The following is a 17,481-nucleotide window of genomic DNA, read 5'->3' on the forward strand; positions in this document are numbered from 1 at the left end:
TTCCGGTTGGCCGCAAAGCTGCCCTTCGCGCGGAAAAGGCCGCTCTGGGCGATCCAAATGTGATCATCCATGGCGTTGTTCCGCCCCGCGATATTCTGTTGCAGTTCATTTCCGATAACCCGGACCGCGCCTCAAAGCGTGAGATTGCCAAGGCCTTCGGTCTGAAAGGCGATACCCGTATCGAGCTCAAGGATGTGCTGCGTGACCTCGAGGAAGAAGGCCTTCTCCAGAAAAGCCGCAAGGCGCTGATGCGTCCTGGTGGCCTGCCGCCCATGACAGTGCTGGACATCACGACCCGCAGCAAGGACGGCGAACTGATTGCCCGGCCTGCCGAATGGCCGGATGATGGCGGCGTTGCGCCCGCGGTCTTGATCCGGCAATCCTCCGATAACCGCAGCAAGAGCAAGACGCCCGCTGCCGGACTTGGCGACCGCGTTCTTGCGAAGATATTCCCAAACAAGGATCGGTCCGGTCCCGCCTATACGGCGCGCGTCGTCAAGATCATCGACAAACATCGCAATGCCTCCCTTGGCGTCATTCGCATGATGCCGGAAGGTGGTGCGCGGTTGATGCCGATCGATCGCCGCGGCGAGGAAATGCAGATTTCGGCCAGTGACCTTGGCGACGCCAAGGACGGCGATCTGATCGAGGCTGATGTCCTGCGTGGGAACCGCTTCGGGCTAACCCGCGCCAAAGTGCTGTCGGTAGTTGGTTCGGTTGCGTCCGAGAAGGCAATCTCGATGATTGCCATCTATTCGCATGGCATTCCGCACATCTTCCCGAAACAGGTTCTGGATGAGGCGGAAGAGGCAAAACCAGCCAGCATGACGAAGCGAGAGGACTGGCGGCATGTGCCCCTGGTCACCATCGACCCGGCGGATGCCAAGGACCATGACGACGCCGTCTATGCCGAACCAGACCCGTCGCCGGACAATCCGGATGGCGTCATCGTGACAGTCGCTATTGCAGATGTGTCCTATTATGTCCGGACGGGATCATCGCTTGACCGTGAAGCCCTTAAGCGGGGCAATTCGGTCTACTTCCCGGATCGCGTCGTGCCGATGTTGCCGGAGCGGATTTCCAATAACCTTTGTTCGCTGCGTGAGGGCGAAGATCGGCCGGCACTTGCGGTCCGCATGGTCTTCTCCAAGGACGGCAAGAAGGCAGGCCATACGTTCCATCGCATCATGATGAAGAGTGCCGCCAAGCTCTCCTATCAACAGGCGCAGGCGGCGATCGACGGCAAACCGGATGACAAGTCCGGGCCGCTTCTGGATCCCATCCTGAAACCGCTATGGCATGCCTATGCGATGATGAAGCGTGGTCGCGACCGGCGCCAGCCGCTGGAGCTGGATATGCCGGAACGCAAGATCCTGCTGAAGCCGGACGGTACCGTCGACAAGGTCGTCATTCCGGAGCGTCTGGACGCGCACAAGCTCATCGAAGAGATGATGATCCAGGCCAACGTTGCTGCCGCCGAAACGCTGGAGAAGCAGCGTCAGCCGCTGATCTATCGCGTGCATGATGCGCCGTCGCTTGCGAAACAGGAGGTCCTGCGGGAGTTTCTGGCCACGCTCGGCATCCCGATGGCCAAGGGCGGACAGGTGCGGGCAAACTCCTTCAACGGTATTCTCGCAAAGGCAGAAGACACGCCGCATCAGGTGATGGTCAACGAAATGGTTCTGCGAAGCCAGAGCCAGGCTGTGTACAGCCCTGACAATCTTGGCCACTTTGGCCTGAACCTGATGAAGTATGCGCACTTCACCTCGCCCATCCGCCGCTATGCGGACCTTATCGTTCACCGCGCCCTCGTGCGCGCTTTGGGCCTTGGCGAAGGCGGACTTTCGCCTGAGGAGGAAACGCAGCTCGACGACATTGCCGCAGAGATCTCCACTTTCGAACGACGGGCCATGGCGGCCGAGCGCGACACCATCAACCGTCTGATTGCCCACCATCTGGCGGAGCGGGTCGGCCAAGAGTTCGAAGGCCGCGTCTCTGGCGTGACGAAAGCGGGACTATTTGTCACGCTTCCAACCTATGGTGCGGATGGCTTCGTACCGGTATCCACGCTGGGGTCTGACTATTTTGTCTATGATGAAGCCAGACAGGCACTCATCGGCGAACGGCACGGCCTAGGCTATCAGTTGGGCGATTCCGTCGACGTGCGTCTGGCAGAGGCAATACCCCTTGCGGGCGCACTGCGCTTCGAGATGTTGAGCGAGGGCCAGAAGATGGGAATCGCGACACGGTCCTTCCACAAATCGGGACGACGCGGCCGCTCTGCGCCGAAACGACCAGGGACGAGGCCACCGCGCCGCGGCTAACGTTGGGCGGCTGCACCGCCTGCATCGGATCTGGTTCGTAGTCTATGCGTGTATAGGAGAAGGCGATGGCCGAACACCAAGCATTATCAACTCCTGTGAAGCCGGTTCACTTTGGAGGTGCACAGGAGCCTGAGCGCCAACTCGGTCAGTCCATCATGCGTGGACTGCGTTGCACCTGTCCAAGATGCGGCACTGGTCGTCTGTTCAAAGCGTTTCTGAAACCGGTGGAGCAATGCTCTGCCTGTGGTGAAGATCTGCACCACCAGCGGGCCGATGACCTGCCCCCTTATCTCGTCATCTTCATTGTGGGTCACGTGACCGTCGGTGGCTTCATGATGACGGATATGGTCTGGCAATTGTCCGTCTGGACGCATCTTGCGATATGGACGCCAATCACCATCCTGATGGCGCTGCTGATGATGCAACCGGTCAAGGGAGGCGTGATCGGCCTACAGTGGGCGCTGAAAATGCACGGTTTCGGCAAAGAAGATGAGAGTATCGATCCTGGTCGAGGCGGTCCAATTGATTGACCGGTAAGACGTCGCCAAGGCATGAACATCCTGATGCCCCAATCTCTAACAATTAATGCACCGTAAAAACTTGCGGTCACCTGACATCCAGCTGTCATGCAAGCACGTTATGAGGCAACATGATCGCTCAGGACGGAAGCCTTCTTGATTGAAGATTTTGCCGGTACCGCTTCACCACGTGTCGATTGCAGATTATATCGACTTCGGCCGCGCCCAATTTGCGCGCAAAACCTAAGCGACGGGCAGATGGATTCATATTCGAAGGACAAGCATAATCCCAGCCAGGGAGACGGCGATAGCTGCCACCCGGAGGAGATCCACTGGCCTTCGCTGTTTGCTGCGATCTCGGCGATCAGCGCCGTCGGCATCGCGATCGGACTGGGGCTGCCCCTGCTCAGCATCATCCTGGAGAAGCGGGGCATATCGTCGACATTGATCGGCCTGAATTCAGCCATGGCTGGCGTGGCCGCAATGGCCGCTGCGCCGATAACGACCAAGTTGGCCCATGATTTCGGCGTCGCCAGAACAATGCTTTGGGCCGTCGTGCTGGCCGCTGTCAGCGCTTTGGGCTTCTACTACGCAACTGATTTCTGGATGTGGTTTCCGCTGCGCGTGGGCTTCCACGGCGCAACGACAACACTCTTCATCCTTTCGGAGTTCTGGATCAACGCCGCCGCCCCGCCCCGCAAGAGAGGACTGGTTCTCGGCATATATGCGACCGTACTTGCCGTTGGCTTTGCCATCGGGCCGTTAATCTTCTCGAAGATAGGGAGCGAAGGTGTACTTCCCTTCGCTGTTGGCGCTGCGGCGATCATGTTGGCCTTCATCCCGATCTACATCGCGCGCGGCGAAAATCCGGTTCTGGATGAGAAACCACAGCAACATTTCCTACGCTATGTCTTTCTTGTTCCCATGGCTACAGCAGCAGTCTTTGTCTTCGGGGCCGTTGAAGTGGGCGGACTGTCACTCTTTCCGGTCTATGCAAACCGTGTCGGCCTGCCGGAAGCAAGCGCCGCACAGCTGCTAACCATTATGGGAATTGGCAACATGGTCTTCCAGATCCCGTTTGGCATGATTTCCGACCGTCTGAAAGACCGTCGGCCGATGCTCTTCCTGATGGCTCTGGCGGGCCTTCTAGGCGCACTGGCACTTCCTTACCTTATCCACCACTGGTGGCTCATGGCAGGCCTGCTGCTGGTCTGGGGTGGTTGCGTATCCGGCCTCTATACAGTTGGGCTTGCGCATCTCGGATCGCGACTCACAGGATCTGATCTCGCTGCCGCCAATGCTGCATTTGTTTTCAGCTATGCGGTCGGGACAGTCGCCGGACCTCAGGCTGTTGGGATTTCGATCGATTTGGTCGGTAACAACGGATTTGCATGGGCACTTGCCGGTTTCTTTGCCCTATATGTGGTGATATTCATCGTTCGGACGGTTTTCAGCCGTCAACGGACTTGACTTTTCGGGCGCGATTTGTAGTTTCGCGCCAGATTTCGCCGTGGACCGTGTAAAGGCGTCCGCGGCTTGATTTTTTATTAGAGGCAGGAAGACCATGGCGAAAGCTACGACCATCAAGATCAAGCTGCTGTCGACGGCCGATACAGGTTTCTTCTACGTTACGACGAAGAACAGCCGTACGTTCACGGACAAGATGACGAAGACGAAGTACGATCCTATCGCTCGCAAGCATGTTGAGTTCAAGGAAACCAAGATCAAGTAACTTGATCCGAATTCCGTTTAAAAAGCGCGGCACCTCGGTGTCGCGCTTTTTTTGTTATGGGCACCTGTCGGCAACCACCTGCAACCGCTCCCCCGATATCACAATGTGTGTTGGACGCTCTTCAAGACGGCTAGGCGCTTAAACGCGCGAAAGCGGCTTCCTGCAAGATTTCTGTTGATGCTTGAGCGGGGAGCGCGCGGGATGTGCAGATGCTGCCTGGGCCTCTGCAAAAGGTTATTCGACCTTAGGGGGCCGATCGGCATGCAAAGCGGCACGAGGAACCGCATAACTGCACGCCGATCGACCGACCCCACGACCCAGGAGATGCGGCGGACCTGAGCATCATGGGGTATCTCTGTGTTCCTTCAGGAACTTATTCCGCTGACAACAAATTCGCGTAAAACCGGGACGAAATCAACCCATTCTTAACTAGCGCGTCAATTGATGCGTGACATGGTTAAAACAGCAAGATCGAAAGCCAGGATCAGCCTCGTGAGTTAAGATATAATCAAGATTAGTTTGGAATACTAATAAAGCTAAATCTAAATTGATGACATATAAAGATGATTACTTGTCGCTTTATTAGGAATAATTGATCTCAGTGCGTTTTAATGTGAAACATGCTCGCATTTTTTGCAATTGGTGACTGCAAGTCCCGACCTCTACTTTGGAGTGCAATCCGAAATCTGTTCGGCATCCGTCTGCTGTTACTCACACAAGCCCAGCGTCGTCCAATGTTGCCGAATCATATCGCCGTTATCGCACTATCGGGCCACAGCAACCGCCTGGCTAAACGCCTAGGTCACTATGCCGCAGCCGCAACGACCCGATTTCGTCCGCTGTTCTTTGCCTCGTATAGGGCTCGATCAGCATTTTTCAGGAGTTGTTCGGGTGTCTCCACGCCTGCAGTATAGCTCGCGATTCCTAAGGACGCAGTGATTTGCAGCGAACCGCCCGAAGGAAGAGCAAACGGAGCGGCCTCGATGATTCCACGAAGGCGCTCTGCGATAGAGGCGGCTGAATGCGCGTCCGTATCCGGCATCACGACCACAAACTCCTCGCCTCCGTAACGACAGGCAAGATCTGCACCGCGTACCGTGGAGCGAATGCGCCGGGCAAATTCACGCAGGATCTCATCCCCTGCATCGTGTCCATAGGTGTCATTCACGCTTTTGAACCGGTCGATATCGGTGATGCATACAGACAAAGGGCGCGATCTGGCGGCAGCACGATTGAACAGCGTCTTCAGATGATTGTCGAGATAGCGGCGATTATGCAAGCCTGTGAGGCCATCGGTGACCGCCAGTTCGATCGTCTGACGAACGCTCGATCGCAGTTTATCATTGAACCGCTTGCGTCGAATCTGTGTCAGGGTTCGCGCCACCAGTTCGTTTGGATCGAGGGGACGCGTCAGATAGTCGTTCACCCCAAGGTCAAGAGCCCTAACAATAAGGTCATCCCTTCCACTTTCGGTGATGAGCAAGAGTGGCAGGAAGCGCGTTCGTTCCAGGAGGCGAAGCTGAGAGCATAGTCTGAGGGGATCGTAATCTTCTATATTATCGTTGATGATTACGAGATCGACCGGAGACTCGGCTGCCTCGAAGATCGCAGCCTGCGGATCCGACATTGCTGTTACCTCAGCAACTGGCTTCAACGCCCTGATTATTCGCTCCTGGGAGCTTCCACGGCCGTCCACAAGAAGAACCTGCCCGCTCATATCGAAGCCATCGAACCGGGTCAGATCCTCGAAACCGATCGTTCGCGCGGTATCGGCGCGAATGCGAAGTTCGTCGCTGAGCGTCTTGAGACGCACGAGACTCTTGACGCGCGCAACGAGTTGCAGATCGTTGACGGGCTTGGTGAGAAAATCGTCGGCACCGGCCTTCAGGCCACGCACGCGATCTGCTGGCTGGTCGAGCGCCGTTACCATGACCACTGGAATATGCATGGTCTTCGGATTGGCCTTTAGCCGCTCACACACTTCAAAACCGTCCATTCCCGGCATCATGATGTCGAGCAGGATAACGTCGACAGGTGTGTTTGCGACGATTTCCAGCGCCTTGAAGCCGTTCTCAGCCGTCAAAACATCGAAGTATTCAGCAAGCAAACGTGCCTCCAGCAGCTTCACATTCGCCGGAATGTCATCAACCACCAGAATACGCGCTGTCATGTCCGCCTCCCCGCCTCAGGCGTCCCCAAGATAGGTCTTGATCGTTTCGAGAAACTTCGGCACCGAAATAGGCTTGGAGACGTAAGCTTCGCATCCACCCTGGCGGATGCGCTCCTCGTCGCCCTTCATCGCGAAGGCAGTGACCGCAACGACTGGAATGACATGAAGTTCATCGTCTTCCTTCAGCCATTTGGTTACTTCAAGGCCTGACACTTCCGGGAGTTGGATATCCATGAGGATCAGATCGGGACGGTGCTTTCGCGCCAGATCCAGCGCCTCCATCCCATTACGGGTCTGGATCGTCGTGTACCCGGAAGCCTCGATCAGATCGCGGAAGAGCTTCATATTCAGCTCATTGTCTTCAACAATCATCACCCGCTTGGGCATACTTTCTATCCTTCATTTCGGGCGATCGCGCCTATATTGAGATATAAGGCTCCAAACGCTCGATTCCATGCTCCGGCTTTCGGAACAGTAAGCGGATTTGGTTGAAGAAAAGGTAACTGGATCGTTGATGCGTTCAGAATTTGTAAACAGGCCGAAGCCTCCCCTGCCAAACGAAACAGCGGCCGCCGTTTTGCAGTGGCTGGCCAATGAGCCGGATATGCTGGGTCGTTTTCTAGCGCTTTCTGGTGTCCAGCCGATGCAATTGCGCAGTGCGCTGAGCGATCCCGGCTTCCTGGCAGGTCTCCTCGACTTCGTCATGTCGCATGAACCCACGCTTCTCGAATTCTGTAGGGTTTCGGAATGGAAGCCGGAGGATGTCGTTGCTGCTTGGCGTCATTACTCGGGCCCAGGTCTTGATTCAGGACACTACGAATGAGCGAAATCGTTGACATCGGCCATCTGCGTCTCAGCGACCGTCCACTTGTCGTTTGCGATGTCGACGATGTTGTCCTCGAATTCCTGTCTCCTTTCGAAGGCTTCCTTGGCAGCCTGGGCCACCGTTTGGTGCCCCGCTCCTACCAGCTGCATGGCAATATTCTCTCCACGCTGGACGAGCGTCCTCTGGCAGACGATGATGTGACGCAGTTGATCCAGGATTTCTTCGCGGCGCAGGAAGCCTGGCAACGGCCCTTTGGCGATGCGGTACAGGCCTTGAGGCGGCTAGCCGCGGAGGCCGACGTGGTGTTTCTCACAGCCATGCCGCCGCGCTATACGCATATGCGCAGGCGCCTGCTGGATAGCCTCGACCTCACCTATCCTTTGCTCGCAACCGAGAGCCCGAAAGGCCCTGTCCTTCGCCAGATACACGGCAGCCGAGATCTACCTGTCGCGTTTATCGATGACATGGCTCACAATCATCATTCCGTTGCCGCAGCGGTTCCCGAATGTCTGCTGGTTCATCTTATGCCGCAATCAGAAATGCATAACCACGCGCCGAAGCCAGCCCCCACGGTCCTTTCTGCGCAGAACTGGTCGGATGTCGAGCGCTTCCTCCTGTCACACTTTGCTCAGCGCTGAGACGAGTTCCTCAGTATCTTGATCGCTAGGAAACATGACAGGGCGCCGGAATCTGCCATCGGCTCGCATATACTCAAACCTTCATTAAGCTCCGTGGCGTAATGTTTCGTTTTGGTATTGGGTATGAGGTATGTCATGTTTGGACGCGCGGCGCTGGCGCTCGCCATACTTCCGAGCCTTGCGGGTTTCAGCTTCGCGGCAGAGGATGGACGAACGGTTCAGATCATTGTGTCCAGGGCAAAACAGAGCCTGACCGTTTATGATGATGGCAAGATAATCGCCACCTCAAAGGTCTCTACAGGTAAGCCCGGTCACGATACGCCAACGGGTATTTTCTCGATCCTGGAGAAACGAAAATACCACGAGTCCAATATCTACTCCAATGCGCCCATGCCCTGGATGCAGCGCCTGACATGGTCAGGTATCGCTCTTCATGAAGGCAAGGTGCCGAACTACCCTGCATCGCATGGCTGCGTACGGCTGCCTTCCGGCTTCGCCGAAACCCTGTTCTCGATGACCAAGCGGGGGGCACATGTCATCATTGCCGATGAGGATGTGGCGCCAGTCGTTGTAAGGCACCCGTTTCTATTCCAACTAACAACCGACGTGCAGATCCTTTCGGATGTCCCTTTGCGTCCTTCCAGCAAGACAACCGGCCCGGTCGAACTGGCAATGAACAATCCTGACCGGTCGCTTCTGCTGCCCAAACCAGAACCCATGGTCCGGACTCCGGAGGAGTCCCAGCCGCTTCGAATATTGATTACGCGTCGAGGCGACCGCGAACTCGTTGCAGACGTTCAGGCGATGCTGACAGAACTCGGCTTTGACGCAGGCGCGCCGGATGGATTTGCGGGAGAAATGACGCGCAGTGCCATAGCCGGCTTCAAGCGGTGGAAGAACCTGCCCTCCAAAGGCACACTGATATCAAAAGAGATGTTGGCGGCCCTTTATGCATCGGCTGGTCGCGACCCGGCTCCGCAAGGCCAACTCTATATTCGCCAAGGCTTCAAAGAAATACTCTCGACACCGGTCGCTATCCGGGATCCAGAGCGGGAACTCGGAACTCACCTCTACACCATAGCCGATATTGATCCGAAGAATGGCCAAGCGGTGTGGCAAGCGATCGCACTCAAAAATGAGCTCAGCGACGGCACGCGCAAAAGGCTGGGCATTGCGCCGGAAGGCTCGGTGGTTGAAGCAGCGGGGCAGAGCGTTTTGGATCGTATCGAGATACCAACGCAGATTCGTACCAAGATCAATGGAATGCTCACAGAAGGCACGTCGATCACCATTACAGACAATGGTGTCAGCTCCGAGACTGCGCCACAGGGAACAGATTTCATTACCTTGACGCGCTGAGATGATCTTGAAGCCACCGGAGCAAGGCATCACTTACCCGGAGACACTTCCACAGCGAGCAGATCTTGCCGCCGTTTCCCGGCTCTAGGGCTACACGACGAGTTCGACGTCCAGGACCCCAGGTGCGGTTTTCAGCGCCGCGGCAATTTCCGGGGAGATGCGGTACTTCTCCATCAGTTCAACCTCGATTTCCCGCTTGCCATCATCCTTCACGACCACGAACGATACAAGGCCGTCTCCTCTTGCATTCAGGTGCTTCACGATCGATCTCAAAGGGCTTGAATCCTTGACGTAAACGCGAAGCGCCTTCTGCATCTGGATCGACATCTCCTCCAGGGACTGAACCGTCTGGATACGGAGCCCAATTCCTTCCGGTCGCTCGTCCGCCTGCACCGTAATGACCAGCGATTTTCCCGGCTCCAGCAGATCGCGATACTGGTTTAAGGCTTCGGAAAACAACACGGCCTCGAACTGGCCGGTCGCGTCCGAAAACGTAACGATCCCCATCTTGTTCCCGGTGCGCGTCTTCCGCTCCTGCCGCGCGGTAACCGTACCCGCAAGCCTGCCAGCCCCTGCCCCGGCCTTCACGGCAGCGGAGAACTCCGCAAAATTCTGAACACGCATCTTTGCCAACACCTGCGCGTAGGTATCCAGCGGATGTGCAGATAGATAAAATCCGAGCACCTGATATTCGCGCAGCAGCTTTTCAGACGCCGTCCAAGGATCAAACGCAGGGAGAATGAGCTTCTCTGGTCCCGCTGCAGAGGACGCGCCAAACATATCGTGCTGACCGCTGGTTTTGCCTTCAGCCGCCCGCTGCGCATAGCCAATGATCCGATCCAAGCCGCCAACCAGCTCTGCACGATCCTTGCCGAAACAATCGAAGGCCCCGGCGAAGATCAGGCTTTCGAGAACGCGCCGGTTAACCTGCTTCGGATCGATACGCAGGCAGAAATCCTCCAGGCTGCTGAACGGCTTCTCACCACGCACAGCGACGATGTGTTCGACAGCGGCTTCGCCGACACCCTTTATTGCAGCCAGCGAGTAAAAGATGCAATTGTCACCTGTCTCGAACATGCGGAACGAGGTCTGAACGGACGGCGGAACAACCTTGATACCGAGGCGCTGAGCATCCTGCCGGAAATCATTCAGCTTCTCCGTATTGGCCATATCATAGGTCATTGATGCGGCGAGAAACTCCACCGGATAATGAGCCTTCATATATGCCGTTTGATAGGAGACGATGGCATAGGCTGCGGCGTGCGACTTGTTGAAGCCGTAATTGGCGAACTTGGCCAGTAGATCGAAAATAAGATCTGCCTGCGGTTTGGAAACCTCGTTCTTGATGGCGCCCTGGACAAAGCGTTCGCGCTGCTTGTCCATTTCCTCCTTGATCTTCTTGCCCATTGCGCGGCGCAGCAGATCAGCCTCTCCAAGCGAGTAACCGGAAAGAACCTGAGCGATCTGCATGACCTGCTCCTGGTAAACGATAACGCCTTGCGTTTCCTTCAGCAGGAAATCGATCTTGGGGTGAATGGATTCAATTTCTTCTTCGCCATGTTTGCGCGCATTGTAGACTGGAATGTTTTCCATCGGTCCCGGTCGGTAAAGCGCGACCAGAGCAATGATGTCTTCGATACAGTCCGGTCGCATGCCCAGAAGGGCCTTGCGCATGCCGACACTTTCCACCTGAAACACGCCGATGGTTTCGCCGCGCGACAGCATGTCGTAAGTCTTCTTGTCATCGAGCGGAATCGTGGCCAGATCGACATGGATGTTCCGTTTGGCGACGAAATCAACGGCCGTCTTCAGAACGGTCAGCGTTTTCAAGCCAAGGAAGTCGAACTTTACGAGTCCGGCCTGCTCCACCCATTTCATGTTGAACTGGGTGACCGGCATGTCCGAACGCGGATCTCGATACATCGGCACGAGTTTCGAAAGCGGCCTGTCGCCGATCACGATACCCGCGGCATGAGTCGACGCATGGCGATAGAGGCCTTCGATCTTCTGCGCAATATCCAGCAGCCGGCCAACGACTGGCTCCTTCTCAGCCTCTTCCCTCAGTCGGGGCTCTTCCTCAATGGCCTTGGAAAGCGGTGTCGGATTCGCTGGATTGTTGGGCACCAGCTTGCAGATCTTGTCGACCTGACCATAAGGCATCTCGAGAACACGCCCAACATCGCGCAATGCAGCACGCGCTTGAAGCGAGCCGAACGTGATGATCTGCGCCACCTGCTCGCGGCCATACTTCTGCTGGACGTAGCGAATGACCTCTTCACGTCGATCCTGACAGAAATCGATATCGAAGTCGGGCATGGAAACGCGTTCCGGATTCAGGAAGCGCTCAAAAAGCAGCGAGAACCGGAGTGGGTCCACGTCCGTGATGGTCAGCGCATAGGCCACCAGCGAACCTGCACCGGAGCCGCGGCCGGGGCCAACCGGGATGTCATGTTGCTTGGCCCACTTGATGAAGTCAGAAACGATCAGGAAGTAACCTGGGAACCTCATCCTCTCGATAACTGACAGTTCGAAATCGAGGCGTTCGCGATAATCCTGTTCGGTATAACCGGCGGCCATTCCGAGCGCCGCAATACGCGCTTCGAGTCCCTCCACGGACTGGCGACGCAGTTCCGCCGCCTCTGCGCGCTCCGCCTCCTCCGCATCGCTGGCACCTCCGGTAAAGCGGGGAAGAATGGGCTTTCTCGTTTTCAGAACGAAAGAGCAGCGGCGCGCAATCTCGATCGTATTTTCAAGCGCTTCAGGGAGATCCGCAAACAAGGTCTGCATTTCAGCACGGCTTTTCAGGCAGTGATCCGGCGTCAGGCGGAAGCGCGTATCATCCGACACAATAGCATTATGGGCAACCGCCATCAGGGCATCGTGAGCGTCGTATTCGGCCTTGGACGGAAAAAACGCCTCGTTTGTCGCGACCAGCGGAAGATCATGGGCATAGGCAAGTTCCACCAGCTTTCGTTCATGCAGCCTGCTATAACCGGTGTGCCGCTGCAACTCGACATAGAGCCTATCGCCGAACACCGCCTTCAATCGAAGCAATCGTTGCTCAGCCTGAGAGCTGTGCCCTTCTTTCAGCAGTGGATCGATGGGCCCCGAACTGAAACCGGTCAGCGCAATGATACCGTCCGCGCCTCCCTCCTCAAGCCACGACATCCGGATGTGAACCGCATGCCCCCCTTCACCACCGAGATAGGCGCGGCTGACGAGGTCGACCAGTCGTTCATAGCCAACCGCATTCGCCGCAAGCAGAACGATCGATGGAAGTTTGACGAATCCTCCGTTGCCACCCCGCTTTTCGTCGCCCTGATCCTCCATATCGATGGACATCTGACAGCCGATGATAGGTTGGATGCCGTCACCGGTAGCCTTCTCTGCAAACTCAAGCGCCACGAAGAGGTTGTTCGTGTCGGTAATCGCGATCGCGGGCTGATTGTCCGCGCTCGCTTTGGCCAGAATTTTCTTGAGCGGCAGGGCTCCCTCCAGCAGGGAGTAAGCCGAGTGCACACGCAGATGAACAAAACCTGGCGATACCGCCGTTTCTGCTGTCGCTGTGTCGTGAACCTGATCTGCCATTTACCTGCCGTTCTGCCTCAAATAGTCTCCTCCCAATTGTCGGCCGAACGGTCCCCAAAGTCCAGCAATGGAGTGACCAATCAACTGGAAAACGGCGTTCATTCCTTACATGGACAAGACAATGACGCAGAGGCTGGCGAGGAAAGTCATCATAGAGGCAAATGCAGCAACATCCCGGAGCAAGTCAGTCATCACGCTCTCCTTTTCCGTTATGTTTTTAATTTGTTCTTTTTTTGTTCCTTCGTCAATAAGCAGAACATTCGCAGAACGCTTTTATTGAATAAATTATGATGAGCGCGATGCCCTGCCCGCTTCATCATGATGTGGCGCTAGCAGCATGGATACAGCGCCTGTCAGCTCCGCCTAAGCGAGCAGGCAGATCGGCTAACGGCAAAATTATGGGGAGCGCTTGGCAGAACGACTAAAACTCCCGGATCTTGCCGCCTTCAATGGTGACGCGCCGATCCATCCGGCCTGCGAGTTCGTGATTATGCGTTGCGATCAAGGCAGCAAGCCCGGACTGCCGCACGAGCGCTTCCAGAGCATCGAAGACGTAGGAAGCCGTCTCCGGATCAAGATTTCCCGTTGGCTCATCCGCAAGAAGAATCAGTGGCGCATTGGCAACAGCACGCGCAATCGCCACACGCTGCTGCTCACCTCCGGACAACTCTGCGGGCCGATGATCTGCGCGGTGGCCGATTCGCATATAGTCCAGCAGTTGCGCGGCCCTTTCCTTGGCTTCCTTCCGCGAAAGCCCGGAAATCAACTGCGGCATCATGATATTTTCGAGCGCCGAAAATTCCGGCAGAAGATGGTGAAACTGGTAGACGAATCCTATGTCGCCGCGGCGAATGGCCGTGCGCCTGTCGTCCGGCAATCCGCCACATGCTTCCCCATTAACGTATATCTCGCCTCCATCGGGATGCTCGAGAAGGCCCGCCAGATGCAGCAATGTCGACTTACCGGTTCCTGACGGTGCGACAAGCGCCACGATCTCTCCAGCACGCAATTCGAAATCTGCTTCCTTGAGGATCGAGAGAACCTGCTCGCCCTGACCGTATTGACGGTCCACTGCAGCGAGCTTGAGAACGGTCTTTCGCGCCATGTTCCGATCCTATTCGTAACGCAATGCCTGGACCGGATCGAGCCGTGAGGCGCGCCAGGCGGGGAATATGGTGGCAAGGAAAGACAGCACAAGTGCCATGATAACCACAGACAGGGTTTCACTGAAGCTCATTTCTGCTGGCAACTGGCTAAGGAAATAGAGCTGCGGATCGAACAGAACCGTTCCTGAGACCCAGGAGAAGAACTGCCGGATCGACTCGATATTCAGACAAACCACAACGCCCAGAATGACGCCCGCGATCGTGCCAACGATACCGATAGCGGCACCCGTCATGAAGAAGATGCGCATCACGGCACCTGAACTGGCGCCCATCGTTCGCAGGATGGCAATGTCGCGACCTTTGTCCTTCACCAGCATGATCAGGCCCGAAATGATATTGAGCGCAGCGACCAGCACGATGAGTGTCAAGATCATGAACATGACATTCCGTTCCACCTGCAGCGCCGAAAAGAATGTCTGGTTGCGTTGGCGCCAGTCGGTCAGAAACACTTGCCGCCCTGCGGCTTCCTCGATCTTTGGCCGAAGCTCGTCAACCTTGTCCGGGTCCTGCAGGAAAAGCTCGATCGATTGCACGATACCGTCGGCATTGAAATAGGCCTGCGCTTCGGCCAAAGGCATGTAGATGATGGAAGCGTCGTATTCAGACATGCCGATCTCGAAGACGCCGGAGACACGGTAGGATTTGACGCGCGGCATCATCCCCATAGGCGTTACGTCACCCTCGGGGGAGACGAGCGTGATTCGTTCTCCGGCAGAGATGCCCAAGGACGCTGCCAGTCTCGAGCCAACGAGAACTCCGTCTCCTGTTGCAAATCCTGTCAGATCGCCAGAGCGAATATTGGTGGCGACCTCTTTCAGCTTTTCGAGATCTTCCGTTCGAATACCGCGAACAAGCGCGCCCGAACCCGCGCCCTGCCGGCCCGAGGCCAAGGTCTGCCCCTCCACAAGTGGCAGGGCCATCGTGATGCCGGATACGCCCGCAAATCTCTGCGCCAGCTGCGCATAGTCGGTTAGAGGCTTGTCTACCGGTTGAACAATAATGTGCCCGTTAATGCCCAGAATGCGAGAGATCAGCTCGGTGCGGAACCCGTTCATCACAGCCATGACGATGATGAGAGTCGCGACGCCGAGCATGATGCCGACGAAGGAAAAACCTGCAATGACTGATATGACAGTTTCCTTGCGCCGAGAACGCAGGTAGCGCCATGCAACCATGCGCTCGAAGGCGGAGAAAGGTCCAGCAGATGGAGTAGCATCTTGCTGTTGCACTACTTTGTTCGCCTCGGCCTTCGCCATGGTTTCTCCTGCTCCTGGGACCGTCTGCCTGAAGTTGCGGTTCAGGCAGTCAGGCGATTCAGTGCCGCTTCGACTGTCATCGTTTCACGGGCACCCGTTTTCCGGTCCTTCACCTCGACCTCACCGGTCGCCGCGGAGCGCGGACCAACGATGAGCTGTACCGGAACGCCGATCAGATCTGCTGTCGCGAACTTGGTGCCGGCACGGTCGTCGGTGTCGTCATACAACACGTCGAGACCGGCATTCGTCAGGCCGTCATACAGCTGTCCACACACCCGATCACAGGCTTCGTCACCCGCTTTCATGGTAATGACCATAGCGTCAAACGGCGAAACCGAGGCAGGCCAGATTATTCCGTTCTCGTCATGCGAAGCTTCTATGATGGCAGGAACAAGGCGCGTCGGCCCAATGCCATAGGAACCCATGTGGACAAGATGCTCCTTGCCGTCCGGTCCCTGCACTTTCGCACCCATTGGTTCAGAATACTTGGTTCCGAAATAGAAAATGTGGCCAACCTCGATACCACGCGCAGACAGGCGTTCCCCTTCCGGAATGGCGTTGAATGCAGCTTCATCATGCATTTCCGAAGTGGCAGCATAGGCGGATGTCCACTTTTCGAAAATGGCCTGCAGTCCAGCGACATCATCGAAATCCGTATTCTCGCCTGGGATCTCGAACTCGATAAAGCTTTTATGCGAATAGACTTCCGATTCTCCGGTATCCGCAAGAATAATGAATTCATGGCTATGATTGCCACCGATGGGGCCTGTATCCGCGCGCATAGGAATGGCCCGCACACCCAGGCGGGCAAACGTGCGAAGGTAAGCTACGAACATCTTGTTGTAGGAGTGAAGCGCACCTTCCCGAGTGAGATCGAAGGAATATGCGTCCTTCATCAGGAATTCGCGTGAGCGCATCGTGCCGAACCGTGGCCGGATCTCGTCACGGAACTTCAGCTGAATATGATAAAGGTTCAGCGGCAGGTTCTTGTAGGATTTGACATAGGAACGGAAGATATCCGTGATCATCTCTTCATTCGTCGGACCATACAGCATGGGCCGATCCTGACGATCCTTGATCCGCAGCATTTCCTTGCCGTACGCATCGTAGCGCCCGCTTTCCTGCCACAACTCGGCCGACTGCAATGTCGGCATCAACAACTCAACTGCGCCGGCACGATCCTGTTCCTGCCGCACAATGGCATTGACCTTGTCGAGCACACGCTTGCCGAGCGGTAGCCAGGAGTAAATGCCCTGGCTCTGCTGGCGGATCATCCCGGCACGGAGCATGAGACGATGCGAGACAATTTCAGCCTCCTTCGGATTTTCCTTGAGGATCGGCAAAAAGTAGCGGGAGAGACGCATAGCGTTTTCCGTAGTTGTAAGCTGATCCTGAACAACAGGAATCAGCAATTGAAATAGCAAGAGAGTTGAGGGCTACATAGCGGTTTAACGTGCCAATGGGAACCCGGCACGCTGGTCAAAGGCGCGTTCACACACAGCGGAGAAACAGTGATTTGCAGCTACTCGTGCCAGGAATTGCGCCAGTTCTGTGACGAAAAGTATGACATATGCGTCATTGGAAAAAAATTATGGGAGTGTGTCAAAACTGTCAAAAAGGCTAGTGACAAAGCTCAAACGTTAAGCTAGGTTCGGCTCATAAAAGAGGCAGGGAGTTCAAATCTTTGCCAATCGCGGTCAAGTCTTGGGAGGATCAGATCTTAGGCGCGCTCGTACGCAGCCCCGGCAACGGTTGAAGATCACGCGAAACTTTGAACAAGGCGTTTTCGCCTTGTTTTTTTTTGCTTATTCGAAGCGTCAGCGACTCGTTAAGCCACATTCCGCCATCGTTTCTGCCGCTCTTGCGGCCATCCGGTTGAGCGAAAGCTCAATGCGCCCCGGACG

Annotated in this window: 13 protein-coding genes; 7 read left to right on the forward strand and 6 right to left on the reverse strand. The window is 56.1% G+C overall.

Annotation, left to right across the window (positions count from 1 at the left end; genetic code table 11):
* Positions 1–44: 44 nt before the first annotated feature.
* The 4 genes from rnr (at position 45) to rpmG (ending at position 4,574) form a co-directional block, all read left to right on the forward strand.
* Positions 45–2,324 (forward strand): ribonuclease R, encoded by a 2,280-nt coding sequence (rnr, locus tag E8M78_RS11000; RefSeq protein WP_246658329.1) that lies wholly within the window; start codon positions 45–47, stop codon positions 2,322–2,324.
* Between the two features lie 65 nt (positions 2,325–2,389).
* A complete protein-coding gene (locus tag E8M78_RS11005; protein WP_137135104.1) occupies positions 2,390–2,854 on the forward strand; it encodes a DUF983 domain-containing protein in 465 nt (154 codons plus the stop codon).
* Positions 2,855–3,100: 246 nt separating this feature from the next.
* Positions 3,101–4,312 (forward strand): MFS transporter, encoded by a 1,212-nt coding sequence (locus E8M78_RS11010; RefSeq protein ID WP_137135105.1) that lies wholly within the window; start codon positions 3,101–3,103, stop codon positions 4,310–4,312.
* Positions 4,313–4,406: 94 nt separating this feature from the next.
* Entirely contained in the window at positions 4,407–4,574 is a 168-nt protein-coding gene (rpmG, locus tag E8M78_RS11015) for a 50S ribosomal protein L33 (RefSeq protein ID WP_062552606.1), read from the forward strand.
* A gap of 805 nt (positions 4,575–5,379) precedes the next feature.
* On the opposite strand, the gene E8M78_RS11020 is transcribed toward rpmG, so the two are convergent.
* Together E8M78_RS11020 and E8M78_RS11025 are read right to left on the reverse strand one after the other, a co-directional pair.
* The gene (locus tag E8M78_RS11020; RefSeq protein ID WP_137135106.1) at positions 5,380–6,744 is read right to left on the reverse strand and encodes a PleD family two-component system response regulator; all 1,365 of its coding nucleotides are present in this window, start codon (positions 6,742–6,744) and stop codon (positions 5,380–5,382) included.
* Positions 6,745–6,759: 15 nt separating this feature from the next.
* A complete protein-coding gene (locus E8M78_RS11025) occupies positions 6,760–7,131 on the reverse strand; it encodes a response regulator (protein WP_062552608.1) in 372 nt (123 codons plus the stop codon).
* Between the two features lie 127 nt (positions 7,132–7,258).
* On the opposite strand from E8M78_RS11025, the gene E8M78_RS11030 reads away from it, so the two are divergent.
* The 3 genes from E8M78_RS11030 to E8M78_RS11040 all read left to right on the forward strand — a co-directional run bounded on the left by E8M78_RS11030 (position 7,259) and on the right by E8M78_RS11040 (position 9,567).
* Positions 7,259–7,567 carry a DUF3572 domain-containing protein gene (locus tag E8M78_RS11030; RefSeq protein ID WP_137135107.1) on the forward strand — a complete coding sequence of 103 codons (309 nt, stop codon included), beginning with the start codon at positions 7,259–7,261 and terminating at the stop codon, positions 7,565–7,567.
* Positions 7,564–8,208, forward strand: a complete 645-nt coding sequence (locus E8M78_RS11035) for a hypothetical protein (protein ID WP_137135108.1) — start codon at positions 7,564–7,566, stop codon at positions 8,206–8,208. Before E8M78_RS11030 ends, E8M78_RS11035 begins: the two co-directional genes overlap by 4 nt.
* A 135-nt stretch (positions 8,209–8,343) precedes the next feature.
* Positions 8,344–9,567, forward strand: a complete 1,224-nt coding sequence (locus E8M78_RS11040; protein WP_137135109.1) for a L,D-transpeptidase family protein — start codon at positions 8,344–8,346, stop codon at positions 9,565–9,567.
* Between the two features lie 90 nt (positions 9,568–9,657).
* Here E8M78_RS11040 and dnaE read toward each other — a convergent pair whose 3' ends face one another.
* The 4 genes from dnaE to proS form a co-directional block, all read right to left on the reverse strand.
* Positions 9,658–13,155 (reverse strand): DNA polymerase III subunit alpha, encoded by a 3,498-nt coding sequence (gene dnaE, locus E8M78_RS11045; RefSeq protein ID WP_137135110.1) that lies wholly within the window; start codon positions 13,153–13,155, stop codon positions 9,658–9,660.
* Between the two features lie 421 nt (positions 13,156–13,576).
* Positions 13,577–14,260: an ABC transporter ATP-binding protein gene (locus E8M78_RS11050; RefSeq protein WP_137135111.1), complete on the reverse strand. Its 684-nt coding sequence runs from the start codon at positions 14,258–14,260 to the stop codon at positions 13,577–13,579.
* A gap of 9 nt (positions 14,261–14,269) precedes the next feature.
* A complete protein-coding gene (locus tag E8M78_RS11055; protein ID WP_137135112.1) occupies positions 14,270–15,577 on the reverse strand; it encodes a lipoprotein-releasing ABC transporter permease subunit in 1,308 nt (435 codons plus the stop codon).
* 41 nt (positions 15,578–15,618) lie between these two features.
* Complete coding sequence (proS, locus tag E8M78_RS11060) at positions 15,619–16,941, reverse strand: proline--tRNA ligase (RefSeq protein ID WP_137135113.1); 1,323 nt, start codon at positions 16,939–16,941, stop codon at positions 15,619–15,621.
* Positions 16,942–17,481 lie beyond the last annotated feature (540 nt).

This window comes from Rhizobium sp. FKY42 (genome assembly GCF_005222835.1).
Lineage (GTDB): Bacteria > Pseudomonadota > Alphaproteobacteria > Rhizobiales > Rhizobiaceae > Neorhizobium.